General features: G+C 70.7%; 24 protein-coding genes and 1 pseudogene. 14 read left to right on the plus strand and 11 right to left on the minus strand.

The window, feature by feature from the left end:
- Positions 1–19: 19 nt before the first annotated feature.
- Positions 20–208, minus strand: coding sequence for a hypothetical protein (locus SACE_RS20580; RefSeq protein ID WP_009950079.1), 189 nt, complete (start codon positions 206–208; stop codon positions 20–22).
- Between the two features lie 26 nt (positions 209–234).
- Between SACE_RS20580 and SACE_RS20585 the strand changes: the two genes are divergently transcribed.
- Together SACE_RS20585 and SACE_RS20590 are read left to right on the plus strand one after the other, a co-directional pair.
- Positions 235–513, plus strand: coding sequence for a hypothetical protein (locus tag SACE_RS20585; RefSeq protein WP_372491184.1), 279 nt, complete (start codon positions 235–237; stop codon positions 511–513).
- 497 nt (positions 514–1,010) lie between these two features.
- Positions 1,011–2,246, plus strand: coding sequence for an MFS transporter (locus tag SACE_RS20590; RefSeq protein WP_009950077.1), 1,236 nt, complete (start codon positions 1,011–1,013; stop codon positions 2,244–2,246).
- A gap of 100 nt (positions 2,247–2,346) precedes the next feature.
- Here the strand turns inward: SACE_RS20590 and SACE_RS20595 are convergent, their stop codons facing one another.
- Complete coding sequence (locus tag SACE_RS20595; RefSeq protein ID WP_231849710.1) at positions 2,347–3,627, minus strand: MFS transporter; 1,281 nt, start codon at positions 3,625–3,627, stop codon at positions 2,347–2,349.
- A gap of 71 nt (positions 3,628–3,698) precedes the next feature.
- On the opposite strand from SACE_RS20595, the gene SACE_RS39390 reads away from it, so the two are divergent.
- Complete coding sequence (locus SACE_RS39390) at positions 3,699–4,316, plus strand: CGNR zinc finger domain-containing protein (protein ID WP_011874284.1); 618 nt, start codon at positions 3,699–3,701, stop codon at positions 4,314–4,316.
- 35 nt (positions 4,317–4,351) lie between these two features.
- Here the strand turns inward: SACE_RS39390 and SACE_RS20605 are convergent, their stop codons facing one another.
- On the minus strand, positions 4,352–5,056 hold the full coding sequence (locus tag SACE_RS20605; RefSeq protein ID WP_009950072.1) for a DUF1990 family protein: 705 nt from the start codon (positions 5,054–5,056) through the stop codon (positions 4,352–4,354).
- An 85-nt stretch (positions 5,057–5,141) separates the two neighbouring features.
- On the opposite strand from SACE_RS20605, the gene SACE_RS20610 reads away from it, so the two are divergent.
- Positions 5,142–5,354 carry a hypothetical protein gene (locus tag SACE_RS20610; RefSeq protein WP_009950070.1) on the plus strand — a complete coding sequence of 71 codons (213 nt, stop codon included), beginning with the start codon at positions 5,142–5,144 and terminating at the stop codon, positions 5,352–5,354.
- Positions 5,355–5,361: 7 nt separating this feature from the next.
- Positions 5,362–6,084 (plus strand): DUF1990 family protein, encoded by a 723-nt coding sequence (locus tag SACE_RS20615; RefSeq protein ID WP_009950069.1) that lies wholly within the window; start codon positions 5,362–5,364, stop codon positions 6,082–6,084.
- A gap of 283 nt (positions 6,085–6,367) precedes the next feature.
- Here the strand turns inward: SACE_RS20615 and SACE_RS20620 are convergent, their stop codons facing one another.
- On the minus strand, positions 6,368–7,768 hold the full coding sequence (locus SACE_RS20620; protein ID WP_011874285.1) for an amino acid permease: 1,401 nt from the start codon (positions 7,766–7,768) through the stop codon (positions 6,368–6,370).
- 318 nt (positions 7,769–8,086) lie between these two features.
- Positions 8,087–9,307 carry an ROK family transcriptional regulator gene (locus SACE_RS20625; protein ID WP_009950065.1) on the minus strand — a complete coding sequence of 407 codons (1,221 nt, stop codon included), beginning with the start codon at positions 9,305–9,307 and terminating at the stop codon, positions 8,087–8,089.
- Between the two features lie 379 nt (positions 9,308–9,686).
- Between SACE_RS20625 and SACE_RS20630 the strand changes: the two genes are divergently transcribed.
- From SACE_RS20630 to SACE_RS20650, 5 genes are all read left to right on the plus strand, one after another.
- Entirely contained in the window at positions 9,687–10,976 is a 1,290-nt protein-coding gene (locus SACE_RS20630; protein ID WP_011874286.1) for an ABC transporter substrate-binding protein, read from the plus strand.
- A 62-nt stretch (positions 10,977–11,038) separates the two neighbouring features.
- Positions 11,039–12,055, plus strand: coding sequence for a carbohydrate ABC transporter permease (locus tag SACE_RS20635; RefSeq protein WP_011874287.1), 1,017 nt, complete (start codon positions 11,039–11,041; stop codon positions 12,053–12,055).
- A complete protein-coding gene (locus tag SACE_RS20640; protein WP_009950061.1) occupies positions 12,052–12,912 on the plus strand; it encodes a carbohydrate ABC transporter permease in 861 nt (286 codons plus the stop codon). Before SACE_RS20635 ends, SACE_RS20640 begins: the two co-directional genes overlap by 4 nt.
- A gap of 37 nt (positions 12,913–12,949) precedes the next feature.
- Positions 12,950–14,623 carry a glycoside hydrolase family 13 protein gene (locus tag SACE_RS20645; RefSeq protein WP_009950059.1) on the plus strand — a complete coding sequence of 558 codons (1,674 nt, stop codon included), beginning with the start codon at positions 12,950–12,952 and terminating at the stop codon, positions 14,621–14,623.
- A 37-nt stretch (positions 14,624–14,660) separates the two neighbouring features.
- A complete protein-coding gene (locus SACE_RS20650; protein ID WP_009950058.1) occupies positions 14,661–15,740 on the plus strand; it encodes an ABC transporter ATP-binding protein in 1,080 nt (359 codons plus the stop codon).
- 35 nt (positions 15,741–15,775) lie between these two features.
- Here SACE_RS20650 and SACE_RS20655 read toward each other — a convergent pair whose 3' ends face one another.
- Positions 15,776–16,441: a GntR family transcriptional regulator gene (locus SACE_RS20655; RefSeq protein ID WP_009950057.1), complete on the minus strand. Its 666-nt coding sequence runs from the start codon at positions 16,439–16,441 to the stop codon at positions 15,776–15,778.
- Between the two features lie 136 nt (positions 16,442–16,577).
- Here SACE_RS20655 and SACE_RS20660 point away from each other — a divergent pair, with 136 nt between their 5' ends.
- Together SACE_RS20660 and SACE_RS20665 are read left to right on the plus strand one after the other, a co-directional pair.
- Positions 16,578–18,209: an L-lactate permease gene (locus SACE_RS20660; RefSeq protein ID WP_009950056.1), complete on the plus strand. Its 1,632-nt coding sequence runs from the start codon at positions 16,578–16,580 to the stop codon at positions 18,207–18,209.
- Positions 18,209–19,591 (plus strand): FAD-binding oxidoreductase, encoded by a 1,383-nt coding sequence (locus SACE_RS20665; protein WP_009950055.1) that lies wholly within the window; start codon positions 18,209–18,211, stop codon positions 19,589–19,591. The genes SACE_RS20660 and SACE_RS20665 overlap by 1 nt, the downstream gene beginning before the upstream one ends.
- On the opposite strand, the gene SACE_RS36650 is transcribed toward SACE_RS20665, so the two are convergent.
- The gene (locus tag SACE_RS36650; RefSeq protein WP_009950054.1) at positions 19,486–20,379 is read right to left on the minus strand and encodes an RNA-guided endonuclease InsQ/TnpB family protein; all 894 of its coding nucleotides are present in this window, start codon (positions 20,377–20,379) and stop codon (positions 19,486–19,488) included. The genes SACE_RS20665 and SACE_RS36650 overlap by 106 nt on opposite strands.
- Positions 20,380–20,563: 184 nt before the next feature.
- On the opposite strand from SACE_RS36650, the gene SACE_RS20675 reads away from it, so the two are divergent.
- Positions 20,564–21,643 carry a (Fe-S)-binding protein gene (locus tag SACE_RS20675; protein ID WP_009950053.1) on the plus strand — a complete coding sequence of 360 codons (1,080 nt, stop codon included), beginning with the start codon at positions 20,564–20,566 and terminating at the stop codon, positions 21,641–21,643.
- 635 nt (positions 21,644–22,278) lie between these two features.
- Here the strand turns inward: SACE_RS20675 and SACE_RS39395 are convergent.
- The 3 genes and pseudogenes from SACE_RS39395 to SACE_RS20685 form a co-directional block, all read right to left on the minus strand.
- On the minus strand, positions 22,279–22,875 hold the full coding sequence (locus SACE_RS39395; protein ID WP_231849711.1) for a superantigen-like protein SSL4: 597 nt from the start codon (positions 22,873–22,875) through the stop codon (positions 22,279–22,281).
- Between the two features lie 366 nt (positions 22,876–23,241).
- Positions 23,242–23,523: pseudogene (locus SACE_RS40355) on the minus strand (transposase); the annotation flags it as partial.
- 10 nt (positions 23,524–23,533) lie between these two features.
- A complete protein-coding gene (locus SACE_RS20685; RefSeq protein WP_044547486.1) occupies positions 23,534–24,358 on the minus strand; it encodes an IS5 family transposase in 825 nt (274 codons plus the stop codon).
- Between the two features lie 23 nt (positions 24,359–24,381).
- Here SACE_RS20685 and SACE_RS38840 point away from each other — a divergent pair, with 23 nt between their 5' ends.
- Positions 24,382–24,927, plus strand: a complete 546-nt coding sequence (locus SACE_RS38840) for a transposase (RefSeq protein ID WP_085982282.1) — start codon at positions 24,382–24,384, stop codon at positions 24,925–24,927.
- A 166-nt stretch (positions 24,928–25,093) separates the two neighbouring features.
- Here SACE_RS38840 and SACE_RS20690 read toward each other — a convergent pair whose 3' ends face one another.
- A complete protein-coding gene (locus SACE_RS20690; RefSeq protein ID WP_009951393.1) occupies positions 25,094–26,050 on the minus strand; it encodes a GlxA family transcriptional regulator in 957 nt (318 codons plus the stop codon).
- Between the last annotated feature and the right edge of the window lie 136 nt (positions 26,051–26,186).

Raw genomic sequence — 26,186 nt, forward strand, 5'->3', positions numbered from 1 at the left:
TGGGTGGAACCGGTCGCGGTCAGACCCGCGCCGGCGTCCGGCCGTTCTCCGGCTGCGGCTCCGGGCGGCGGATGAAGAGGGCGATCAGGCCGGCGACGACGGCGACCCCTGCGGCGACGGCGAACACCACGTGCATCCCGTCGACGAACGTGTGGTGCGCCGCCGTGGTGACGGTCCGCACGAGCTCGTCCACCTGCTCCGCGGGCATCCCCGCGCGCGCTGTTCACGTTCGTCCTGGGGACCGCGCTCAACGACTCGACCGAGGTCGCGATGAAGGCGCAGATCCGCCGGGAGGGCGGCGACGAGCAGGAGCGGCTGGAGGAGTCCTCGGCCTGGGCCAACGGGATCGCGGCGCAGTACCCGCGCCTTCGGGCCCGCATCGCCGAACTCGGCGCCGGCGACCAGGAGGAGCTGAAGGCGGAGAGCTTCGAGTTCGGGGTGCAGACGATCCTCAACGGCCTCGAAGCCCGGCTCGCCGCCACCGCGAACGCTTCGGCGGTGCAGACCCGCTGACCGGGATCCACCGGGGACCGACCGGACATCGAGCGCCGCGTCCAACCCGGCAAGCACGCCCCAAGTGCCGAGCGCCACCGACGCGGCGCAGTACGCCACACATCCACGGACTCGCCGCGCTGACCCGCGCCGCCATCACCGTGGCGCCGTGCGCGCCACCCCACGCGCCCCCGCCAAGCCGCACAGCAACGAGGGCACGCCTTCGGCCACAGTGGACCTCTCACCCGTATGAGTGATGAGCGGAGTCTCGCGCCTACTCGCCGTGTTCGGACTCACGCCGGTCGAGCTGGACATGCCCGCGCCGAGTCCTGAAACTGGATACAGGACAGCCGATGAGGGCGAGAACCGAAATCGTCTGTCCAATTTCACGGTCTGAACTGGATCGATTCAGTACCGCTGAGTGACCCTCCGGCGCGAGGGGAGCTCCACCCCGTCTCGACTGCGGCGACCAGGACCCCGACGTCGCCACCCCGACTCCGCTTCTCGAGAGGAGAACTGTGCCCTTCGCGCTGCTCGCGCTTGCCCTCGGCGCATTCGGCATCGGTACGACCGAGTTCGTCATGATGGGCGTGCTGCCGCAGGCGGCCGCCGATCTCGGCGTCTCCATCCCCACCGCCGGCCACCTGATCACCGGCTACGCGCTCGGCGTGGTGATCGGTGCGCCGACCCTGGCCGTCCTCGGTGCCCGGCTGCCCCGCAAGGCCATGCTCGTCTCGACGATGAGCCTGTTCACCGTCGGGAACCTGCTCTTCGCGCTCTCCCCCAGCGCCGAGATCGGCATGGCGTTCCGCTTCCTCGTCGGACTGCCGCACGGCGCCTTCTTCGGCATCGGCGCGGTGGTGGCCACCAGCCTCGCCGGCGAGGGCAACCGCGCCAAGGCGGTCTCGATGATGTTCATGGGCCTCACGCTGGCCAACGTCGTCGGCGTCCCGCTTGGCACGCTGCTCGGCCAGCAGTTCGGCTGGCGGGCCACCTTCGTCGTGGTCGCCGCGGTCGGCCTGGTCGCCGTCGCCGCCATCGCCCGCCTCGTCCCCGACCAGGGGCGCCCCGACCCCCAGCAGGCCTCGGTGCGCGGCCAGCTCGCCGCCTTCCGCAGCCCGCAGGTGTGGCTGGCGCTGGCGATCGTCACCTTCGGCCTCGGCGGGACCTTCGCCTGCCTGAGCTACCTGACCCCGATCCTCACCGACGTCTCCGGCTACTCCCCGACCGGCGTGACGCTGCTGCTGGTGCTGGCCGGGCTCGGCATGACGCTGGGCAACTACCTGGGCGGCCGCATCGCCGACAAGGCCCTGATGCCCGGTCTCTACGCGGCGCTCGTCGGCATCGCCGCGGTGCTCGGCACCTTCGCGATCACCTCGTCGGACAAGGTGGCAGCCGCGGTGACGGTCTTCCTGATCGGCGTGGGCGGCTTCATGGTCGCGCCGATCATGCAGACCATGGTCATGTCCAAGGCCGGCGGTTCGCCGGTGCTGGTGTCGGCCGCCGTGCAGTCGGCGTTCAACATCGCCAACTCGATCGGCGCCTACGCGGGCGGCCTGGTGATCGCCCACGGACTCGGCCTGCTGGCCCCGAACCTGGTCGGGTCGGTGCTGTCCATGCTCGGCCTCGCGCTGGCCGTCGTCTCCGGCGGCCTGGAGCGAAGCACCCGGCGCAGGACCGCCGCCCGGGAGGTCCCCGCACGCGACATCCCGGTGGTCGAGCCCAGGACCGAGCCCGCCCTGGTCCCGGCCTGATCGACTGCCCCCGCGGCATCCCACGAACGGCTCGACGCCGGCACGACCGCCGGCGTCGAGCCGTTTTCCATGTCCACCCGGGACAAACGGCGACATGGGCCTATCTGCGCGCTGCGCGCACGCCGAGCCCAGCGGAAGGCGCCCGCGCTTCCGGCCCTCGCGCCGGACCGCGGACCTCACCGATCCGGGCGATCGCCAGCCCTTGGCCCGCGGCGGCGAGGAGCATGAGCGCGATGGCCGCCGAGTAGCCGCCGGTCGCGTCGATCAGCAGGCCCATGAGCAGCGGTCCGAGACCGGCGGCCAGGTAGCCGGCTCCGAGGGCGAACCCGCTGACGGCCGCACTCGTCCCGGCGTCCGGAGTCCGCCAGGCGATGACCGCGAGCCCCAGCGGGAACCCAGCGCCTCCGGCCGCGCCGAGCAGCACCACCCACGGCCACGGGCCGACCACCGGCGGGACCGGCAGGAGCAGCGCTCCGACGGTTCCGGTCACCGCGCAGGCCAGCATCAGCGTCGACCAGAACCGCCACCGCCTGCGGCGCTCCGCCAGCGCGGGGACGAGCAGCCCAGCCGGGATGTGGGCCAGGCTCCACGCCGCGAGCAGGAGTCCGGCGTGCTGCGCCCCGATGCCGTGGGAGGCGTAGTAGGCGGGCAGCCACGTCGACCAGCCGTAGACGAGCAACGACGTACCGCCCTGGTAGCAGGCCGCCCAGCGACGCAACCGCCCGCACGACGGTCGAGCACCCGATGGCCGCCCGGTGCGGGTGGGAGTCATCCGGCGGACGAGCACCGTCCACATCACGACGGCGAGCAGCGCGGGCACGGCCCAGGCGGCCAGGGAGAGCGACCAGCCGCCGAGGACCCGCGCGACCGGCACCGCGGCGGCACTGGCCACCGTCGAGCCGAGCATCATGGCCACCACGTAGCCGCCGGTCACCGCGCCGACCCTGCCGGGCAACCGGTCCTTGACCACACCGGCGAGCAGCACACCGGCCACCCCGAGGCCGAGCCCGACCAGGACGCTGCCCGCGGTCAGCGAGGCCAGCGAGGGCACACCCCTGACCAGGCCACCCGCCGCGACCAGGGCCACCGCGGCGCCGAGCGCCCGCTCCCGGCCGAAGCGCGCCCCGATCGCCGAGCCCGCGAAGGATCCGGCCGCCATCATCAGCACCACCGCGGACTGCACGAGACCGGTCAAACCCGCCGGAGCCGCGAGATCCCTTCCCACCATCCCCAGCAGCGGCGGATAACCCGCCAGCGGCGACCGGAGGTTGACAGCCAGCAGGAGCAGACCGGCCAGCACGACCAGCGGATGCGCGCCCGGGACGGCACGTGGGTCCGGATCGCTCGTGGGCATGGATCTGCCCGGCAGGAACGTGCTCATGAGAAACACCCGCAGCATCGACAGGGGTATAATTCGTTATGACGGTTACCGTAGCCCGCTGGAGGTAAGAGGTGCAAGTACTCTTAGACGATTACGTCCGGGCTGCGGGCATCGCGACCGCGCTGGTCAACACAGCACCGGAAGTGGCCGTGAGCACCGGCGACCTGCTCGCCGGCCCGGACTCGCTGGCCCGCTTCCTCACCGAGCACGGCATCCGCCCGGACGCGCTGGCCGACGGCCGGTCGCCCACCGCCGACGACGTCGCGGAAGTCCACGAGGTGCGCGCAGCTCTGCGCGAGGCCATCGAGGCACCCGACGCCGCCACGATGACCGGCCTGGTCGAGTCCCTCGTGCGAGACGTCGCCCACGGACCGGGGCTGCGCCAGGACACCGACGGGCGCTGGCAGTGGAGCCTCGGCTCACGGCCTGGCGCACGAGTCGCCGAGGAAGTCGCGCTGGTCGCAGGCGTCGGCCTGCTCTCGACGCTGCGCGTGCTCGGCCACGACCGCTTCCGCGGTTGCGGCAGCCCCACCTGCAACGGCGTCTTCGTCGACACCAGCCGCGGCGGCCGGCGCCGCTACTGCGAGCCGGAGATCTGCGGCAACCGCCTCAACGTCGCGAAGCACCGGGCCCGCGCACGTGCCGCCCGGGAAGCCGCCCAGCAGCGGGAACGCTCGCCCCGACGCTGAGTCGCGGGCACCCCGCCCGCGGACGTGGCCCGACTTCACGAGGTGACGGCGCTGGTGCGGGTGCGTATGCGCACGCCGTCGTCCGCGCGACCCCGGGCGACCGAGGCGGCGTGCAGGCAGAACCGCACCCACATGTTGAGCTGCATCTCCTTGGCCAGCCGAGCCCTGGAGTAGAGCAGGTGGACCAGCATGCTGCTCGGCCGCGCCCAGGCTTCGATCTCGAAGCGCAGCCCGTCGCCTTCCGGCCTCGCGCGGAACTCGATCTGGCCGGCCTCCAGGTGCCCCCGCAGCGTCAGCAGGTGGAACGAGGTCGGCCGGCAGGCGACCACCCGGACCGGCGCGTTCCAGGGGCCGGGCATGCGGACCACGAGCTCGTCGCCGAGGCCCAACGCCTCACCCTCGCCGCGAGTCCGGTGCACCCTCGCCACCTCGCGCGGAAGTGCCTGGTTCATGTCGGCCATCACCGCGGCCATGAGTCCGGCCGCGTCCAGCTCGTTGTCCACGATCCGCACGCTGAACGTCCGGTGGTACAGCGGTCCCGTGCCGTCGGCGAGCATCTGGCAGTTCTCGTCGACCAGCTCAGCGGGCAGCTCGGGCGGCAGGTCCGAGGCATCGCCGGCCTCCTCGGACCGGTGCAGCGGCGTGATCTGCCAGAGGTAGCGCCACGACACCAGCGCCATGCCGAAGAGCCACTGCGCCAGCACGAGCGGTCGGCGCGTCGCGGGAGTCTCGTAAGCCACGTCGGCGTTCCTTTCGCGCGGGAGCCCCGGAACGGGGATGCTCGTGGCATGCCCCGGCACGCGCTGGACGACACAGGGAGGCCCCATGCTCGTTCGGGTGATGCACCGCGTCGGGCTCCGCAGCACCCACTTCCACGTCCTGTCGCTGATGTCGGTCGTGCTCTGCCTGGGCCTGTGGATCCGCGCGAAGACCGTCGACCAGAGCATGCGCGGCAACGCCGAGCGCCGCGCGCTGTTCACCGGGTTGTGGCCCCCGACCCTGTGGCTGATCGGTGACTCGCTGCGCGAGCTCGAATGAGGGCCTGATGCGCTCCCGGCTGCTGGGCGGGGTCGACTACGCCTCGGCGTTGCGCGGACTGCGGCACCGCCGGGTCAACTTCAGCGCCGACGAGGTGTCCGCGCCGGCCTGGCACTTCGACACGCACCGCCACCACATCGCCCTCGAACATCCGGGCCCTCCCGCACCCGGCGGTGCCTGGGAGAGCGCCCGCGAACTCATCCGGGACTACGAGTTCTCCCCTCCGGAGATCGTCCGCGCCGTCTACGACCGCCGCTCGCCCCTGCTCGGTCGCGACATGCTGCTCGAGGGCCGCTTCCACGGGGCGCGCTTCCACATGGGCGTCCGGGTCACCGCCGTGACCGACGAGGTCCGCGGGAACTCGCAACGCGTGTGGGGCTGGTCGTACGAGACGCTCGAGGGCCACCTGGAACGCGGCAGGTTGAGCTACGAGGTGGTCAAGAACCTGCGGACGGGCGTGGTGTGGTTCGTCATCAGGGGTTTCTCGCGGGTTTCGCCGGACGTCGGGCCGCTGCTCCGGCTGGGCTGGCGGCTGTTCGGCCGCCGCACGCAGCTGCGCTTCTACGCCCGGTGCGGCGCACGTCTGCGCGGACTCGTGCGGTTGCGCATGGCGGGGGTGGCCATCACCCCGAACACGTTCGGCGAGAGCCGGCTGGTCCTGGTGCCCTCGGGGACACGCCCCGGCATGGGCGACCGGTTGGGCCTGCGGTGGCACCACCCCAGCACGTGATCCGCGCAGCGGACGGCTCCTGGGCACTCAGCCGTCACGTCGCCCGGAATCGGTCTCGTCGTCGTGCCGGAGCGGCTGATCACGGCGGGAGCACTCCGAAACCACCTCTATCGCACGGGCGACGAGCCACTCGACGCCTCTGTCCTCTTCGGACCGCGGTTGCACCGGCTGCTCTGCACTGCGAGGGGAGTGAGCGGGCGGAACGCAGGTCCGTCCATCATGGACCTCCGCGGCCGACGGCCTGCGATCCGCCCGCTCTTCCCGCACGGTCGAACCTCGCAACTCAGCGGGGCGTCCGTTCGACGGCCGGGGCCGCCTCCGCCGCGGGACGCCCGCGGCGAGAGGCGAGGTAGCCGAGGAAGGCGGCCAGTGCGAGGACGGGGGTGATGTAGAGGGCGATGCGGGTTTCGGCGTCGAAGGCGAGCAGGACCACGACCAGGGCGAGGAAGGCCAGCACGACGTAGTTGGAGTAGGGGGCCAGCGGCATGCGGAAGGTGCCTTCGGGCAGGGTGCCGGTGGCGACCTTGCGGCGGTAGCCGAGGTGGGCGATGAGGATCATGCCCCAGGTGAAGATCGCTCCCACGGTGGAGGCGCTGGTGATGTAGGTGAAGGCCTGCTCGGGCACGAAGTAGTTGAGCACGACCCCGATGAGCATGGCCACGAAGGTCACCGCGATCGCCCGCGCGGGCACCGCCCGGGAGCTGAGCTTGGACACCGCCCGCGGGGCCTGGCCGTCCTCGGACAGGGTGCGCAGCATCCGCCCGGTGGAATAGATCCCGGAGTTGCACGACGACAGCGCGGCGGTGGTGACCACGAAGTTGACCACGCCGGCCGCGGCGGGGATGCCGATCAGGGTGAAGGCGTGCACGAACGGGCTGCCGTCGGCGGGGAACTGGTTCCACGGCACCAGCGCGCACAGCGCGGCCAGCGCACCGACGTAGAAGATCAGGATCCGCCACATGATGGAGTTGACCGCGCGCGGCAGCACCTTCTGCGGGTTCGCGCTCTCGCTGGCGGTCTGGCCGACCATCTCCACGCCGATGAAGGCGAACATCACGATCTGGAACGCCAGCAGCGCCTGGGTCGAGCCGGTGGGGAACATCCCGCCGTGGGCCCACAGGTTCGACACCGCCGCGGTGTCGCCGACGTCGGAGAACCCGAACGCCAGGATCGCCGCGGCCAGCACGATCAGGCCCACGATCGCCACGACCTTGACCAGGGCGAACCAGAACTCGAACTCGCCGAAGAGCTTGACCGCGATCAGGTTGACCCCCGAGAGCACGATCAGCGCGCCCAGCGCGGGAATCCACTGCGGCACGTGGGGGAACCAGAACTGGAAGTACTCGCCCACCGCGGTGATCTCGGCCATGCCGGTCACGATCCACACCAGCCAGTAGCCCCACCCGGTGGCGAACCGCGCCCACGGGCCCACGAACTCCCCGGCGTACTCGGCGAACGACCCGCTCACCGGCCGGTACATCAGCAACTCGCCCAGCGCACGCATCACGAAGAAGATCATCAGACCCGCGACGGCGTAGATGAGGATCAGACCGGGCCCGACCTGGTTGAGCGCCTTGCCCGAACCGAGGAACAACCCGACACCGATCGCACCACCGATCGCGATCATGTTGATGTGCCGGGTACTCAGATCCTTCCGGTACCCCTCGGCCACTGGCTCTGACATCGAACGGACTCCCTTCCACAACCTCCCCGGCCGGCGCTGCGCTCGACCGGCCGAGTGCCGGGGACCACAGTGAGGTGTCCGCCATACGACGTCATCGTTGTGCGAGCACCATATGGGCCGCTCTGGTTGTGCCGGGACGACATCCGTCCTGTTCGGCCAGCGGGGAAAACGTTTGCCCCGCAACGCTTCTCGTCGCCGCCGGAGGCCCGTGGCGCCTCTGAGTCGATCGCCCGAGCAGTCTCGCGGGTTTCCTTCCGACAAGGTGCCCGGCGATTTCGGGAAGATTCCGCGCGACTCGCTACGCGCCGCTCCCGTTCGTCACTCGCTTGCCACGGCCCCGGCACCGCGCGCGTCCACGAGCCGCGCGCGCACGGCACGGCCCTGGTCCCCGCCCGCCTCCGCGCTGTCGAGCGGCACGGACATGACCAGCGCGGCGGCCCCCTGCGTCCAGTTGCGGTCGTCCCAGCGGTCCACCTCGACCGGAACGTCGTTGCGCGACCTGGGCAGGTGGGCGCGCAGCGCCGGCTCGAACCCGGGTTCCCAGTACCGCCAGCCCGCGATGCCCTCGCCGTAGACGACCACGCTCTCCGGGTCGATCACGTTGAGCAGGGAGGCGACCGAGCGGCCGAGCTTGCGCCCCGCCTCCCGCAGGATGGCCGACGCACCCGCGTCACCGGCGGCAGCGGCGTCGTGCAGCGCCGCGATGCCCTGGTCGGCCGAGAGGATTCCGTCGCGCCGCGCCTGGGCGACCAGCGCGCGGTCTCCGATGACCGCTTCCAGACAGCCGTTGTTGCCGCACACGCAACGGGGACCGTCCAGTTCGAACGGGGTGTGGCCGAGCTCCCCGGCGTCGCCGTGCGCACCGCGGTAGACCGAGCCCCCGGAGACGATCGCGGCGCCGATGCCGACCCCGATCGTGATGATCACGAGGTTCCGCCGCGTCCTGCCCCGACCGTAGAGGCACTCGGCGACGGCGAGCGCGTTGACATCGTTGTCGACCAGCACCGGGAGCCCCAGCATCGAACGCAGGCGCCGACCGAGCGGCAACCCGTTCCACCCCAGGATGTCGGCGTTGACCACGCCTTCCCAGCGGTCGCTGACTCCCCCGGGCACGCCGAGACCGACGCCGAGCAGCGAAGCGGTACCGCCCTCGCAGTCACCGGCGAAGGACAGGATCGCGTCCGCGAGCGCTCCGAGGGCGTCGGCCGAGCCCGGGTCGAAGTCCGCGGTCTCGACCCGCCGCACGGTGCCGTCCAACTGCACGTCCGCGATCGCCAGGTGATCCGGCGTCACCTTGACGCCGATGGCGTGCCTGGCCGTACCCGCCAGCCCCAGCAGCTGAGCCGGACGGCCGCCGCGCGAGGGGGCGGCGGCCAGTTCCGCGAGCAGTCCGCGCTCGATCAGGTCCTTGGTGAGCTGGGTGACCGACGCCGGGCTCAGCTCCAGCCGCCGCGCGATCTCGGTGCGGCTCAGCGATCCCGCGGTCCCCGCCAGGGCGAGGATCGCGGCGCGGTGGAGGTCGGCCGACTGCGAGGCCACCCGGCACCCCTTTCGACAAGAACGAAGAAAGGCAATGCTAAGCCGACGCCATGTGGCGGTCAACGCCGGGGCACCCGCGCACAGCGGCCCTTCCCTCGTCGTACCCCCGATTCCAGCGGAGCCACGGGGCACCGCCGATGCACACCCCTTGACGTGGTCGCGGTCACCATCTAAGTTTCCACCCACTTAATTCACATCCGAAAAAACTGGTGCGGTTCGCAAGCGAGCCGACGGAGCGCGATCCGCTCCCCGCCCCGCGACCGCACCACGGGAGCACCCGACCGCGGCAAGCGAACCTCGCGGCCCCGAGACCACCTCGCCGCCCGGCGCGGTGGCCGCGCTCCCGCCTTCGGTGACCGTCGCATCAAGGGAGATCGACGTGAAGTTCAAGCGCGCGACCTCTGTATCGATCATGATCTGCGCGCTCGTCCTCCCCAACGCCGCCTGCGGTGCCGGGGATCGCGAGCACGCGGCCACCGAGCCGCTCGAAGGTCGCGGCCCCATCACCTTCGTCACCGGCAAGGACGACTACGGCGTCAACCCCAGGCTGGTCGCCGAGTGGAACCGGACGCACCCCCGCGAACCGGTGCGGCTGATCGAGCTGCCCGCCTCCGGTGACGAGCAACGCCAGCAGATGATCCAGAACGCCCAGACCCGCTCGGATGCCTTCACCGTGCTCGACCTCGACAGCGTCTGGGTCTCGGAGTTCGCCGCCAACCGCTGGATCACCGAACTGCCCGAGGAGCAGTTCGACACCTCGAAGTACCTGGGGCCGCCGGTCGAGACCGCGCTCTACCGCGGCCGGCTGTTCAGCGTTCCGGCCAGTTCGGACGGTGCGATGCTCTACTACCGCAAGGACCTGCTCGACGAGGCGGGCGTCGCGCCTCCCACGACACTCGCCGAGCTCCAGCAGGCGTGCCGGCGCGTCCTCGCGCTGCCGCGGGCGGCCGGGATGTCCTGCTACACCGGGCAGTTCGAGAAGTACGAGGGCCTCGTCGCGAACTTCGCCGAAGTCGTCCACGGCGCGGGCGGGAAGATCGTCGGCGAGGACGGCAGGCCCGACGTGAACACCCCGCAGGCCAGGCAGGCGCTGGACTTCCTGGTGGACGGGCTGCGTTCCGGGGTGATCCCGCGGCAGTCGATCGCCTTCAAGGAACCGGAGTCACGCCGCGCCTTCCAGGAAGGCCGGGTGGTGTTCAGCCGCTGGTGGCCCTCCCAGTGGTCGCTGCTGAGCAAGACCGACGGATCGTCGGCGGTCGCGGGCAAGTTCGCCGTCACCGCTCTCCCCGGACTCACCGGGCCGGGAGTCTCCAGCCTCGGCGGCCACAACGTGGCGATCTCCTCCTACGGCAGGAACAAGGCCACCGCGCTGGACTTCATCAAGTTCCGGGCCAGTGAGCAGCAGCAGCGCAACTACCTGGCGCAGGGAGCCATGGCCCCCACCATCGCCTCGCTCTACGAGGATCCGGCGCTGCGCGAGCGCTACCCGTACCTGCCGGTGCTCAAGGAGTCGATCGCCGGGGCCGAGCCGAGGCCCCGCGTCGTCAAGTACGGCGAGGTGACCCAGGCGATCCAGGACGAGGTCTACGACGCGCTGACGGGCACCAAGACTTCCGGGCAGGCGCTGGCAGATCTGCAGAACCGGCTCGAGGGACTGATCAAGCTGTGACTCACGAAGTGATCGGCCGGCACCGCGACGAGGCGGATCCGGCTGCGAGGGATGGCACGACGATGACGACCGGTACCGCCACCCGCACCTCGGGCGGCGTGCGGCGGCAGGACGGCAGGCGGCGGGAACGGCGCGAACGCACGCTCACGGCCGCGACGACGCGGCTGGCGGGCATCCTGCTCTCGCCCACGCTGCTGGTCCTCGGCCTGGTGGTGTTCTACCCGCTGCTTTCGGCGCTGCGCCAGTCCTTCTTCACCGAGAACGACGAGCTCGACGCCGAGGGCTTCGTCGTCGAAGGCGAGAAGTTCAACGGGCTCGGCCACTACTTCGACGCCATCGCGGGTGAGGGTGCGCCGAGGTTCTGGAACGCGGTGTGGAACACGACGATGTTCACAACCACCACGGTCGTGCTGGAAGTGGTCCTGGGTATGGCGATGGCGCTGGTCATGCACCGCGCCTTCCGGGGACGGGCGCTGGTACGCGCCAGCATCCTGGTTCCCTGGGCGATCCCGACCGCGGTGTCCGGCCTGCTCTGGCGGTGGATCTTCGCGCCGGACGGGATTGCCAACGAGGTTCTGGGCCAGCAGGTCGTCTGGAGCGCCGACGGACCGCAGGCGCAGCTCGCGGTGATCATCGCCGAGGTGTGGAAGACCGCGCCGTTCGTCGGGCTGCTGACCTTGGCGGGGCTGCAGGTGATCCCCGGCGAGGTCTACGAGGCCGCCGTGGTGGACGGAGCGGGCGGCTGGCGCCGGTTCCTGCACATCACGCTGCCGCTGGTGAAACCGGCACTGCTGGTCGCGGTGCTGTTCCGGGTGCTGGACGCGCTGCGCATGTTCGACCTGCCCTTCGTCCTGGTAGGACAGCAGAAGCAGTCGGTGGAGACGCTGTCGATGCTCGCCTGGCAGGAGGCGACCAACGTCCGCTACGGCGCGGCCGCGGCCTACGCCACGATCATGTTCCTCTACGTCGCGCTGGTGGCCTTCGCCCTCGTCCGGCTGCTGGGCACCGACGTCGTCGGGGAGGCGCGCTCGCAGCTGCGCTCCCGGCGGGTCCGCTCCCGCGAGGCGGTGGTCGCATGAGCGCGCCGCGGCCCGACCGCAGGCACTCGCGGAGTGCCGCGTGGAAGCGCTGGCTGCCCACCGCGGGCATCGCCGCCATCGTGATCTACTGCCTGGCCCCCTTCTACTGGATGGTGGTCACCGCGTTTCGGCGGCCGTCGGACCAGTTCGACAACTTCCCGGTGCCGCGCGTCTGGTCGTTCGAGAGCTTCCTCGCGGTGTTCGAGCCCGGCACCGGCTTCGGGCGCGCACTGCTCAACAGCCTCGTCGTGGCCGGATGCACAACGCTGCTGACACTGGTCGTCGGGGTCTCGGCGGCCTACGCGCTGGCACGGCTGGAGTTCCGCGGGAAGTCGCTGGTTCTGGCCCTGATCATCGCGTGCAGCATGTTCCCCGGCATCTCGCTGGTGGTCCCGCTGCTCGGGCTGTTCACCGAACTGGGCTGGATCAACAGCTACCAGTCGATGATCGCGCCGAGCATGTCCTTCGCGCTGCCACTGGCGGTGTGGAACCTGACGACGTTCTTCCGGCAGATGCCGGTGGAGCTCGAGCAGGCGGCCATGATCGACGGCTGCACACCGGCGCAGGCGTTCCGCAGGGTCATCGTGCCGCTGGCCGCTCCGGGCGTGTTCACCACCGCCATCCTCACCTTCATCATGTCCTGGAACGAGTTCATCATCGCGCTGTCGGTGGTCAACGAGCAGGACATGCAGACGGTCACCGTCGCGATCTCCAAGTTCACCGGCGCGCAGGGTTTCGAGCAGCCCTTCGGCACCCAGATGGCCGCCGGCGTCGTGGTCACCGTCCCGCTCGTGGTCGCAGTGCTCCTCTTCCAGCGCCGAATCGTCGCGGGCCTCACCGCGGGCGGCGTCAAGTAACCGGCCGGCAATTCCCGCAGCAGAGGGAGAAACTCGAATGCAGCAGCCCCAGACCGTTCCCACCGGCGAGGCCACCGCGCCGTGGTGGCGCGACGCGGTGATCTACCAGGTCTACATCCGCAGCTTCGCCGACGGCGACGGCGACGGGATGGGCGACATCGCGGGCATCCGGTCCCGGTTGCCGTACCTGCGCGATCTCGGCGTCGACGCGATCTGGATCAACCCGTGGTACGTCTCGCCCCAGGCCGACGCGGGCTACGACGTCGCCGACTTCCGCGACATCGACCCCCGCTTCGGCACCCTGGCCGACGCCGAGCGGCTCATCGAGGAGGCCCACCGGCACGGCATCCGGGTCATCCCCGACATCGTCCCCAACCACACCTCCGACCAGCACGAGTGGTTCCGGGCGGCGCTGGCCGCGGGCCCCGGCAGCCCCGAGCGGCAGCGCTACGTCTTCCGCCCCGGTCGCGGACCCGGCGGTGAGCAGCCGCCGAACAACTGGATCTCCAACTTCGGCGGGCCCGCGTGGACGCGGGTGGCCGAGCCCGACGGCAGCCCCGGCGAGTGGTACCTGCACCTGTTCGCCCCGCAGCAGCCGGACCTGAACTGGGCGAATCCGCAGGTGCGCGAGGAGTTCGAGTCGATCCTGCGGTTCTGGTTCGACCGCGGCGTCGACGGGTTCCGCATCGACGTGGCGCACGGGCTGGTCAAGGACCCCGAGCTGCCGGACGCGCTGGCCCCGCAGGGCTCCGGCTACGTCTACCCCGACGGCGAGCACCCGCACTGGGACCGCGACGAGGTGCACGAGATCTACCGCGGCTGGCGGCGCATCGCCGACTCCTATCCCGGAGAACGCAAGTTCGTCGCCGAGGCGTGGACCGACACCCCGCACCGGCTGGCCCACTACGTGCGCGAGGGCGGCCTGCACACCGCCTTCAACTTCGACTTCCTGCAATGCCCCTGGGACGCCGCCCGGCTGCGCGAAGTCGTCGACCGCACGACCGCCACCCTGGGCGGCGTCGGCGCCCCCGCGACCTGGGTGCTGTCCAATCACGACGTCGTCCGCCACGTCACGCGCTACGGGCGTCCGCCGGTGGACTGGCGACCCGGGATGCTCTTCCGGCCGCACGGGTCGCTCGACCTGGAGCTCGGCACGCGGCGGGCGCGGGCGGCCGCGCTGCTGATGCTCTCGTTGCCCGGTGGCGCCTACGTCTACCAGGGCGAGGAGCTCGGGCTGCCGGAAGTCGAGGACCTGCCCGAGGAACTGCTGCAGGACCCGACGTGGGAGCGGTCCGGGCGCACCGAGCGGGGCCGGGACGGTTGCCGGGTGCCGATCCCGTGGTCGGGCCTGCGTCCGCCGTTCGGTTTCAGCGCGGACGGCGGTCCGGCGCAGCCGTGGCTTCCGCAGCCGGAGTCGTGGAAGGACCTCACCGCACAGGCCCAGCAGGGCGACCCGAACTCAATGCTCGAGCTCTACCGCTCGGCGCTGCGCATCCGCCGCGAGCACCCCGCTCTCGGCGAGGGCGACCTGCACTGGGAGGACACCGGAGAAGGGGTGCTGTCGTTCCGGCGGACGCCCGGATTCCGCTGCGTCACCAACGTCTCCGGCCAACCCGCGCAGTTGCCGCCGCACAACGGTGTCCTGCTCGCCAGCGGAGCGCTGGACGACGGGCTGCTGCCGCCGGACACCACGGTCTGGCTCCAGGTCTGACAGCCCCACCGGACAACGATCGAGGAGGTCGGAGAACATGGCGACCGTCGCCTACGAAGAGGTGACGCGGCACTACGGTGGCGCGGACCGTCCCGCCGTGGACGGGCTCGACCTGGAGATCGCCGACGGCGAGTTCCTGGTGCTGGTGGGCCCGTCCGGATGCGGCAAGTCCACCAGCCTGCGAATGCTGGCCGGTCTGGAGGAGGTCGACTCCGGCGCGGTCCGCATCGGCGACCGCGACGTCACCGGACTGTCCCCGAAGGACCGCGACATCGCGATGGTGTTCCAGAACTACGCGCTCTACCCGCACATGACCGTGTCCCAGAACATGGGTTTCGCGCTGAAGATCGCCGGAACGCCCGAGCACGAGATCCGGCGCCGGGTCGCCGACGCCGCCGAGCTGCTGGACCTCAGCGGCTACCTGGACCGCAAGCCCAGGGCGCTCTCCGGCGGCCAGCGGCAGCGGGTCGCGATGGGACGCGCCATCGTGCGGGAACCGCGGGTGTTCCTGATGGACGAGCCGCTGTCCAACCTGGACGCCAAGCTGCGGGTGTCCACCCGCACGCAGATCGCCGCGCTGCAACGGCGTTTGGGCGTCACCACGGTCTACGTCACCCACGACCAGGTGGAGGCCATGACCATGGGCGACCGGGTGGCGGTGCTGGACGGGGGCGTGCTCCAGCAGTGCGCTCCCCCGCGCGAGCTGTACGAGCGCCCGGCCAACGCGTTCGTGGCGGGATTCGTCGGCTCCCCCGGCATGAACCTCCTCCGCTGCGCGCTGACCGATGTGGGCGCTCGCCTCGGCGACGTCGAGGTGCCGCTGCCCAGGGCGACCCGGACCGCCGCGGCCGGTGATGGCGAGGTCGTCATCGGCTTCCGGCCCGAAGCGGTCCGCCCCGGGACGGTGGACGACGGGTTCGAGGTGGCGGTCGACCTCGTCGAGCAGCTCGGCCCGGACGCCTACGTGCACTGCACCACCGCCCACGAGCCCACCGGGATCATCGCGCGCGCGGACCCCGGCGACGCACCGGAGAAGGGCCGCAAGATCCGGCTGCACGTCCAGCCCGAGCACGTCCACGCGTTCTCCGCGTCCACCGGGGAACGGCTGCCCGCCTGATCGTCCGGTGCGGGCGGGCACCCGCCCGCACCGGATCAGCCGGCCGCGCTGAAGTGGCGCCGCAGCGAGTCGTGCGCGCCGTCGAGGTGCTCGCGCATGCACCGCACGGCCGCCTCGGCCTCGCCGTCGCGCAGCGCGTCCAGCACCGCGCGGTGCTCGGTGGCGATGCGCTCGCGGCCCAGCGTCAGGCGCGTCTGGACCATGCAGAGGTGGATCTCGCCCTGGATCGTCCGGTAGAGCCTGCTGAGCCGGGGGCTGCCGATCGCGTCGACCAGGATCTGGTGGAACCGCAGGTCGGCCTCGACGAACGTGCTGTGCGACGCCGACGGCCGCAGGCGGTCGAGGTCGGCCACCGCGCGCTCGGCCTCCTCCAGCACGCCGCCGTCCACCCCGGTCAGCCCCCGCACGACCTCCAGCTCCAGCGGGGTGCGCACGAGGAAGAGGTCGTTGATGTCGCCGATCCCCAGCCGCGGCACGGTCGCGGGCTTGTTGGCCTCGCGCTGCAGCAGTCCCTGGTAGACCAACGTGGAGATCGCGCTCTTGGCGGTGGGTCGCGAGACGCCGTACTCGGCGGCGACCTCGTTCTCGGCCAGCGTGGTGCCCGCCTGGATCTGGCCGTCCAGGACCCGGTCGCGCAGGGAGGCCACCAGGGCGTCCACGACCGAGACCGTGGACAGCGTGGTGAACGCCCGCCGCGCCATCGTGCCTCCTTATCGATCCACCGCCATCGTCGCACAACTGTTGACATCCCGGCGTTGACAGGCCCGCGTCGGTGTCCCATTGTCTGACAACGATACGTGAGCCAAGCCACTCGGGTCAGCGACGACGGGAGGGCCGATGCAGGTCTACGAGCAGAACTACGCCCCGTTCTGGGATTCCCTCGGATGGAGCGCGCTGTTCGCGGCATTACCCCTCCTGACGCTGTTCGCGCTGCTCGGCGGCCTGCGGTGGAAGGCGTGGAAGGCTTCCCTGGTCGCGCTCGCGGTGTCGCTGGCGGTCGCGCTCGCCGTCTACGGCATGCCGCTCGGGCAGGCCGTGCTGGCCGGCACCGAGGGGGCGGCGTTCGGCTTCATGCCGATCCTGTGGATCGTGCTCAACGCCATCTGGATCTACAAGCTCACCGAGCTGACCGGGTGGGACGACGTGCTGCGCCGAGCCTTCGGCACGCTCTCCGGCGACCAGCGCGTCCAGGCGGTGATCATCGCGTTCTGCTTCGGTGCGCTGCTGGAGGCGCTGGCCGGCTTCGGCACCCCGGTCGCGGTGTCGGCGGCCATGCTGATCGCCCTCGGCCTCCAGCCGATCAAGGCCGCCGGCGTCGCCCTGGTGGCCAACACCGCACCGGTCGCCTTCGGCGCGATCGGCGTGCCGATCACGACCCTCGGCGAGATCACGGGCCTGGACCCGGCGGAGGTGGGTGCGGTGGTCGGCCGCCAGACGCCGGTGCTGGCCGCCGTCGTACCGCTGGTCCTGGTGTTCATGGTCGACGGGCGCCGCGGCCTGCGCCAGACCTGGCCCGTCGCGCTCGCGACCGGCGTGGCCTTCGGCGTCGCCCAGTTCGTGAGCGCGAACTACATCTCCTACCAGATCGCCGACATCATCGCCGCCTTCGCGGGCGCGCTCGCCGCGATCGTGGTGCTGCGGGTGTGGCAGCCGCAGAAGCACACCGCGCTGGTCTCCTCCGGCGGGGGCGGGGACGCGGCCGCCGGCGAGCCGGCGGCCGAGCGCCCCTCGCGGGGCTCGGCCCTGCTGTCCTTCGCGCCTTACCTGATCGTGGTCGTGCTGTTCGCCATCACGACTTCCGGGCCGGTGTCGGACTGGCTGGCCGACCACGCGACCTGGAAGTGGCAGTGGCCGGGCCTGCACGTGGTGGACAGCGCAGGAGAAGCCCTGTCGGCTACCGCCTTCAAGTTCGAGCTGCTCAACGGCGGGACCGTCCTGCTGCTCGTCGGTGTGCTCACCGCGGTGCTCTACCGCGTCGGCCCGATGCGGGCGCTGCGCGCGTACGGGGCGACTTTCGCGCAGTTCCGCTGGACGATCCTCACCGTGATGGCCGTGCTCGCGCTGGCCTACGTCATGAACTTCTCCGGGCAGACCATCACCCTCGGACTCTTCCTGGCCCAGGCGGGCAGCGTGTTCGCGCTGCTGTCGCCGGTGGTCGGCTGGCTCGGCGTGGCCGTCACCGGATCCGACACCTCGTCGAACTCGCTGTTCGGCCTGCTCCAGCTCACCGCCGCGCAGCAGACGGGGCTCTCGGCGCAGCTGCTGGCCGCGGGGAACAGCTCCGGCGGCGTGCTCGGCAAGATGGTCTCGCCGCAGAACCTGGCGATCGCCGCGGCCGTGGTGGGGATCGAGGGCCGCGAAGGCGAGCTGTTCCGCCGGGTCGTCGGCTGGAGCCTGGGCCTGCTCGTCCTGATCTGCCTGCTCGTCTACCTGCAGTCCACGCCGGTCCTGGGTTGGATGGTGAGCTGATGGCGCTGCCGAAGAAGGACGCCGACGCGCTGGCGTCCATCGTCGGGGCCGAGCACGTGCGCGTCGAGCCGGGAGAGCTGGCGCCCTACGCGCGCGACGCCACGCCGCTGTTCCACGCCGAACCCGACGCTGTCGTCTTCCCCGCCACGACGGCGGAAGTCGCCGAGGTGCTCGAGCTCGCGACCGAGCGCGGCATCCCGGTGACACCGCGCGGTGCCGGGACCAACCTCTGCGCCGCCACCGTCGCCGAGCGCGGCGGCATCGTGCTCGTGCTCACCCGCCTGAACCGGATCCTGGAGATCAGCCGGGAAGAACTGCTGGCGCGCGTCGAGCCGGGTGTGACCACCGCCCGGCTCGCCGACGCGGCGGGCGCGCGAGGTCTGCTCTACGCCCCCGACCCGGGCAGCCGCACCGCGTCCACAGTGGGCGGCAACGTCGCGACCTGCGCCGGCGGCCTGCGCGGGCTGAAGTACGGCGTCACCCGCAACTACGTCCTCGGCCTCACCGCCGTGCTGCCGACCGGCGAGGTCGTCCGCACCGGAGGACGGCTGTGGAAGGACGTGGCGGGCTACGACCTGACCCGCCTGCTCACCGGATCGGAAGGCACGCTCGCGGTGATCACCGAGGTCACCGTGGCGCTGCTGCCCGCCCCGGCGGGCAGCGGGACCGGAGTGGCCTACTTCGACTCGCTCGCCGACGCCTGCCGGGCCGTCACCGCCGTCATCTCGGCGGGTCTGGTGCCCGCGACGCTGGAGTTCCTCGACCAGAAGTGCGTTGCCGCCGTGGAGGAGTTCGCCGCGCTCGGCCTGCGCACGGACGCGGGAGCGCTGCTGCTGTTCGGTGACGACGGCACCGACGACGTGGTGGCGGGCAACCTGGCGCGGATGGCCGAGGTATGCACGTCGGCAGGTGCGCTGGAGGTGACGCTGGCCGAGGACGTCGCGCGGTCCGAGGCCCTGCTGGCTGCCCGCCGCTGCTCGCTGCCCGCGCTGTCGCGGCTGAACTCGCTGACCATCCTGGAGGACGCGACCGTGCCCCGGCCGAAGCTGGCCGAGATGGTCGACCGCATCGACGCGATCGCGGCCCGCCACGAGCTGATGATCGCGACCTTCGGCCACGCCGGGGACGGAAACCTGCACCCGACCTGCGTGCTGGACCCCGACGACGCCGGTGCCGTCGACCGCGCGCACAAGGCGTTCGCCGAGATCTTCGCCGCCGCGGTGGAGCTGGGCGGCACCATCACCGGCGAGCACGGCGTCGGCGCCGCGAAGCTGCCCTACCTCGCCGACCGCATCGGTCCCGAGCAAGTGGCGCTGCTGCGGCGGATCAAGAGCGCGTTCGACCCCGCCCGCATCCTCAACCCCGGAAAGCTGGGATCTTGACTACTCCCCGCCGTGAAGGGCGGGAATTCCCTTCCGGCTCGCGCCGGAATGTTCCTGCTTCTCAGCCGACTGCCCGTCCGGGAGGTCTCCCGTTGAGGTCTTACACCGGCTCCACAGGCCGATACCGCCAGCCCGGCGGCCGGAATGTTCTTCGCGGCGTTGACGTCCCGGTCGTGGGCCGTGTTGCAGCCGGAGCACGTCCACGTGCGGACGTTGAGCGTGCCGTTACGGAGCATGTTGCGCACCTGAAGGTCTTCGATCACGACCGTTTGGTTCTCGCGCACGAGTCGAGTGGTGACCTTGTGCAGGTGGTCCCGGCGCCGGTCGGTGATCCGCGCATGGCCCCGGGCGACCTTCCGACGGGCCTTGTCCCGGTTGTTCGAGCCCTTTTGTTTGCGGGCAAGTTCCCGCCGGGCCTTCGCCAGACGGGTCCGGTCCCGGTTCTCGTGCTTGGGGTTGGTGATCTTCCCGCCGGTCGACAGCGTGGCCAGCGAGCTGATGCCCGCGTCCACACCCACGGCGGTGTCGCTCAGGTCGTGCTGCTCAACCGACGTTTCCACCAGGAGGGACACGAACCACCGGTCAGCCGCGTCTCGCGACACGGTCACCGTGGACGGCTCCGCACCCTCCGGAAGAGGACGCGACCACTCGTCGGTCTTCTTCCACGCGGTCAGCATCGCGGAGGTCTCGGTGTAGTTCACCCGGCGTTGCTCTGTGAACCACGCGCGGGTCCTGGCGTCCAGGGCGAGGTTGTAGAGCTTGCGGACGCAACCGAACGTGCGCAGCAACTCCTGCCGCTGCGCACGTTCGGATAGAAGCGGTACTTGTACGCCCGCTTCACCCGCGTTCTCGCCGTGCCTCACAGGTTAGTAAGCCAGTTTGCAAGTGCCGATCTCGGGTGATCAACGAACAGCACTCGGGATCAGCTCCTCCCCGACCTGAAGGCCGGGGCATCCGCCGATTGGATTTCAGATGACCGAGCCGGCCGAGCGCGGGATCTTCGGCAAGGACCTGCTGGACCGCTGCATCTCCTGCGGTTTCTGCCTGCCCGCCTGCCCCACCTACGCGCTCACCGGCGACGAGGCGTCGTCGCCGCGCGGGCGCATCACGCTGATGCGCGCGCTGGAGACCGGGCGGCTCGACGAGGACGACCCCACCCTCGCCGAGGAGTCGTCGTTCTGCCTCGGCTGCCGCAGCTGCGAGACGGTGTGCCCGGCCGGTGTGGAGTACGGCGCGCTCCTGGAGCAGTGGCGCGACCACCAGTGGCGGGGCAGGCGCCGCCCGTGGATCGCGCGGCTGCTCATGGCGGTGGTGTCCCGGACGTGGCTGCTGCGCCTGCAGGGCCTCGTCCGGCGCCACGCCCGTGCGCGCTCGCGGGAGGACGGGTCCGCGCTGATGCTCGGTTGCGTCGAACGCGGGCTGTACCCGCAGGTCAGCCGGGCGGCGCGGGCGCTTCGCCCGGAGCTCGCCGCCCCGGCGGCCCAGGGTTGCTGCGGCGCGCTGCACGCGCACAACGGCGACTCCGCCAAGGGCGCCGCGCTCGCGCGCGAACTCGGTGACCGGCTGCCCGGGCGCATCGTCACCACCGCCGGGGGTTGCGCGGCACACCTGAGCACCCATCTGGGACGCGACCGCGTCAAGGAGGTCAGCGAGTACCTCGCCGAGGCCGGCCACCAGGCGCTCGGCGAGGTCCGCGTCGGAGACCGCCGTGCGCGCGTCGCGCTGCAGGACTCGTGCCACCTGCGCAACGGCATGGGCGTGACCCGCCAGCCGCGCGACCTGATCCGCGCCGTGGCCGACTACGTCGAGCTGCCCGGCGCCGGTGACTGCTGCGGTGCCGCGGGCACGTACGCGATGCTGCGGCCGAAGGACAGCCGCGCCGTGCTGGATCCGAAGCTCGACGCGATCGAGCAGTCCGGTGTGGACTACGTCGTGGCCGTCAACCCGGGCTGCCTCCGCCAGTTGCAGCAGAGCCTGCGGGCACGCCGCTCCACAATCCGCGCGCTGCACCTGGTCGAGCTCCTGCGGGAGGCGCAGAACGCGCGGGTGTGAGCCACCGGGGCGGTGGGCTCACGCGAGGTACGCGCCGTCGATGTCGACAACCGCGCCGGTGCCTAACGACGCGCCCGGACCGGCGCGCCAAGCAGATCGTGCTCGCCGCGTCCGGTCCCCCTGCGGTCCAGGCCGCTCCACGCGGCGCCTCCGGTCGCCGCTGACCACGCTTTCGGCCTCGCAGTAGGAGAGCGCGCGCGACCTGCTGGAGGAGCTCCTGGCGCGATAGGACTCACCGGATGACGGGCCGAGGCACTCGTTCCGCGGCCACATCCGGGCACACGCCCGCATGCTGTTCGGCGGGAACTCCACCCCGCCGCGGACGGCTATTGGCCCGTGCACATTCCCGAAAGCCAGTCAGCCTCGGCACGACCAACAGGTCGTCCACCTGGTTCGCACCGAGGTCGGCCGAGCCTCACACCCCCGGCAGGTTCGCCGGACCGAAGAAGCAAGTCGAAATCGGTGTTGCCCAGCCTGTGTGGACACCGATGTTCCCTGTCATTGGCTTGCTGACAAAGACGCGGGGGCAGAGGACACTGCCAGAGCGGGAAGCCGCTGCCCCAGCTCGGCACCCGAGCCCGGACCACGAGATTCCGACCTGCTCTCCGGCACGCTGGAGAGCCGACGAACCCGACTCAGATGTTGATATCCCAGCTGCCGACGTACCAAGCGTTCTCGTGCTTCTTGACTTCCAATGACAGGCTGAACGAGCCGGTGTCGCCGGACGAGCCGATGAGCTCCAGCTCGCGCAGGGTCCGGCCGTCAAGCGTAATGGCCGAGTCCGGCACCGTGACGGTGTCGCCCTCCTCGACCACGCCGGTAACCGCCACCTTGCCTTCCGGCGGGAGCTTCACTCCCGGCTTGGCCCAGGCGTTGCGCAATACGGCCAGCGACCTCGTCACCTCCTGTCTCGCGCAGAAGGCCGCAGGATCTTGGTCTACCTCCAGGACCGGAGCACTGGCTATGCACGTCTGCGAATACCGCTCCTGAAGCACTTGGGTGACGAAGGTCTTCACAGCGTCAGCGGGTTTCTGGCTTCCCTGGTTGCCCACAGGCTGCGCTGGTGGTGGCGTGCTTTGGCTCTTTCCACTCGGTGAAGCGGATCGAGCGTCGTCCTCCCCCGTCGCCGCGGTCTGCGAACCGCAGCCCGTCAGGCTCAACGCGAGCACGGTCAAGGCCACCGGCCATCTCATGTTGGACGCCTGAACGCCACGGACCGAACCGATCTCCATACGATTCCCCTCCTGGATCGCCTCTCACCCTCTCGACATGACGACTCCGGACAGCCGTGTCGTCCCCTCCGCGCGACCACGAATGGTTGCCCTGTGAGGGGATGACCGCTTATGGCGTCATGCGGCACGACCCTAACCCGCCACGATCGCGCGGCAGTAGAAACAATGGACCGAACGTGCACGCGCGCGTGTCCGAGCGGGCAGGAAGCACAGCCGGATTCCAGGGCGGGGCTCGAAAAGCGACCGGGAAACACTGCAGCGCCGAAAACCTTGGCGCGCCCGGAGACAGCGAAGGAAGATACCAGGGCACGAGCAAGAGACCGGAGGCCAGCCGCGATGTTTTGCCGGTGATTGACCGACGGCGTCAACGATCTCGCTCGGCGTCGGTATCCGTCGGGCTTTCGTGCGGACCGATTCGGAATAGGTCGTGGCCATACGGTCGCGAGGCACTTCGGTCTCGACCGGGCCGATCTCGGTGAGCACGGCCTTGGTCCACGTGCCGTTACGGGAGTTCCTACTCCCACGACCAGCAGCCGCGTGCTTGCCATATCCCAGGTGCTCGGTCACCTCCGCGTCCATGGCGGTCTCGAGCACGTTCTTGGTCAGCTGGTTGAGCAGCCCATTCGGGCCCACCAGCTCCACACCCTTAGGGGTCCTTTCAGATTGCGTGTGTGGGGAGCTTGGCGGCGAGGATCATGCAGTGGGTGAGTTGGAGGAAGCCGTCGTGGATGTCGTCGCGGGTTTCCCAGCGGATCCGTAGGCGGCGTGGTCCGTGCAGCCAGGCGATCGCGGCTTCGACCACCCACCGCAGCTTGCCGAGGCCGGAACCGTGGTCGTCACCTCGGCGAGCGATCCGGGGTGTGATGCCCCGGGCCCGCAGCTTGTCTCGGTAGACGTCGTGGTCGTAGGCCCGGTCTGCGTAGAGGCGGCGGGGTTTGCGGCGGGGCCGACCCGGCCGTCCGCGCACCGGTGGGATCGCCTCCACCAGCGGCACCAGCTGGGTCACATCGTTGCGGTTGCTGCCGGTCAGCACCACCCGCAACGGGGTTCCACAGGCATCGGTGATGACGTGGTGCTTCGAGCCCGGCCGACCACGGTCAACCGGACTCGGACCGACTTTTGGGCAACCACGTCCCCGTTTGGCCTGGATCTGGGAGGAATCCACGACCGCTCGGGAGAAGTCCAACTGATCGGCCGCTCGCAGGCGATCCAGCAGCACCCGCTGCAACTGCTCCCGTACTCCGGCCTGCTGCCACTCGGCCAACCGCCGCCAGCACGTCGACCCCGAGCCGAATCCCAACTCCTGCGGCAGAAACTCCCACTGGATGCCGGTGTAGAGCACGAACAAGATGCCCTGCAGAGTCTTGCGATCGTCGATCCGACGCCGACCCGGATACCGAAACCGACGCTCGTGCCGGGGCAGCAACGGCTCGATCAACGCCCACAACTCGTCGCTGACCTCCCACGGCCTCGGGCGAGCCATCTCACGCTCCCAACGATCGAAACGTGATCAACTCCAGCCACCACCATGCCAGACCAAGATCATTATGCAAGGACCCCTTAGCCTTGGCCCGGGCCAATACCGCACCGCAGCGGCCGGAACGCCCGTCGGGCCTGCGGCTCACCTACCTCTCCGGCATCCGCCGGCCTGCGCTGACCGCCGACATCGACCACCTGCAAGACGAATTCACTTCCTTGGTCGAAAACCGAACGCCGTCGCTACTGGCGATTTCCGGGTGCGGGCCACTGACCGCGGCCAAGATCCTCGGCGAAACCGCAGGTGCCGACCGGTTCCTTTCCAAGGACGCCTACGCTCGGCACACCGGAACCGCACCGCTTCCTGTCTGGTCGTCCAACCTCGCCCGACACCGGCTATCACGCACCCGCAATTGGCAGCTCAACGCCGAGCTGCACCGCATCGCGCTCACACAAGCTCACTGGCAGCCTGAGGCCCGCGCCACCTCGCCCGGCGCAAAGCCGACGGCGACGGCGGGCTCAAGGCCCTCCACATCCTCAAACGACGACTCTCTGACATCGTCTACCGCGCCGTGATCAACAATGCCCAGACCCTCGAACCCACCCCAGCCTGACAGAGGAGCAAGAGACAGACCCGGCTTTTGTGCACACGCTGAAGACGGGTCGCCGTGCACAGGTTCCGAAATCCGCATCGGACGTATCCTCTGTGGACCCGCCAGCGGTCCACAGAGGGCCTCCACGGCTAACCGCCGTCGCGCGAGCCGTGGAAGGCGGCGCGGTAGGCGTGCGGGCTGGTGCCGACGACGCGCTTGAAGCGGTCGCGGAAGGCCGTCGGCGAGCCGAACCCGACCTGGGTGCCGATGCGGTCCACCGGGTGGTCGGTGGACTCGAGCAGGTACTGGGCCTGGCGGACGCGGGCGCGGTGCAGCCATTGCAGCGGTGTCGTGCCGGTCTGCTCGCGGAACCGCCGGTTGAGCGTGCGGGTGCTCATGCCCGCACGCGCCGCGATGTCCTCCAGCACGAGGTCCTTCGCGCAGTTGTCCTCCATCCAGCGCAGCACCGGCTCGAGGACCGCGCCCCGCGGCACGGGCGGCTGGTCGTGGACGATGAACTGCGCCTGCCCGCCCTCGCGCTCCAGCGGCATGACCGACAGCCGCGCCGCGTCGGCGGCGACCGCCGAGCCGTGGTCGCACCGGATCATGTGCAGGCACAGGTCCAGGCCCGCCGCGGCTCCCGCCGAGGTGAGGAACTGGCCGTTGTCCACGTAGAGCACGTCGGGGTCGACCTCGATCCCGGGATGGCGCTGGGCGAGCTCGTCCGTGCCCATCCAGTGCGTGGTCGCCCGGTGCCCGTCGAGCAGCCCGGTGGCGGCGAGGACGAACGCGCCCACGCAGATGGAGGCCATGCGGGTGCCGTTGGCCGCGGCCTGCCGCAGCGCGTCGAGAACCTCGTCGGGCACCGGGTCCTCGGGCTCGGAGCAGCCGGGCAGGACGATCGTGTCGGCGTCGGCCAGCGCCTCCAGACCCCACCGCGGTTGCAGCGTGAACGCTCCGGCGTCAACGGCCGGCGCGTTGCCGCAGACCCGGACCCGGTAGGCGGGGCGACCGTCGGGCAGCCGGGCGAAGCTGAACACCTGGAGCGGCGTGGCCAGGTCGAAGGGGATGACCTTGTCCAGGGCGAGTATGGCCACCGTGTGCATGGCGACACACTAGACACCCGTCCGATTCCAGCCAAGCACGCCACCAGTCAGTTCACGCATAACGCCAGCTCATCGAGTTGGCGAGAATCCGTTGCCTTGTGGCATTCCAGCCCGTTCCCGATCACGCGCAGCGCGG

This window comes from Saccharopolyspora erythraea NRRL 2338 (assembly GCF_000062885.1).
Taxonomy (GTDB): Bacteria; Actinomycetota; Actinomycetes; order Mycobacteriales; family Pseudonocardiaceae; genus Saccharopolyspora_D; species Saccharopolyspora_D erythraea.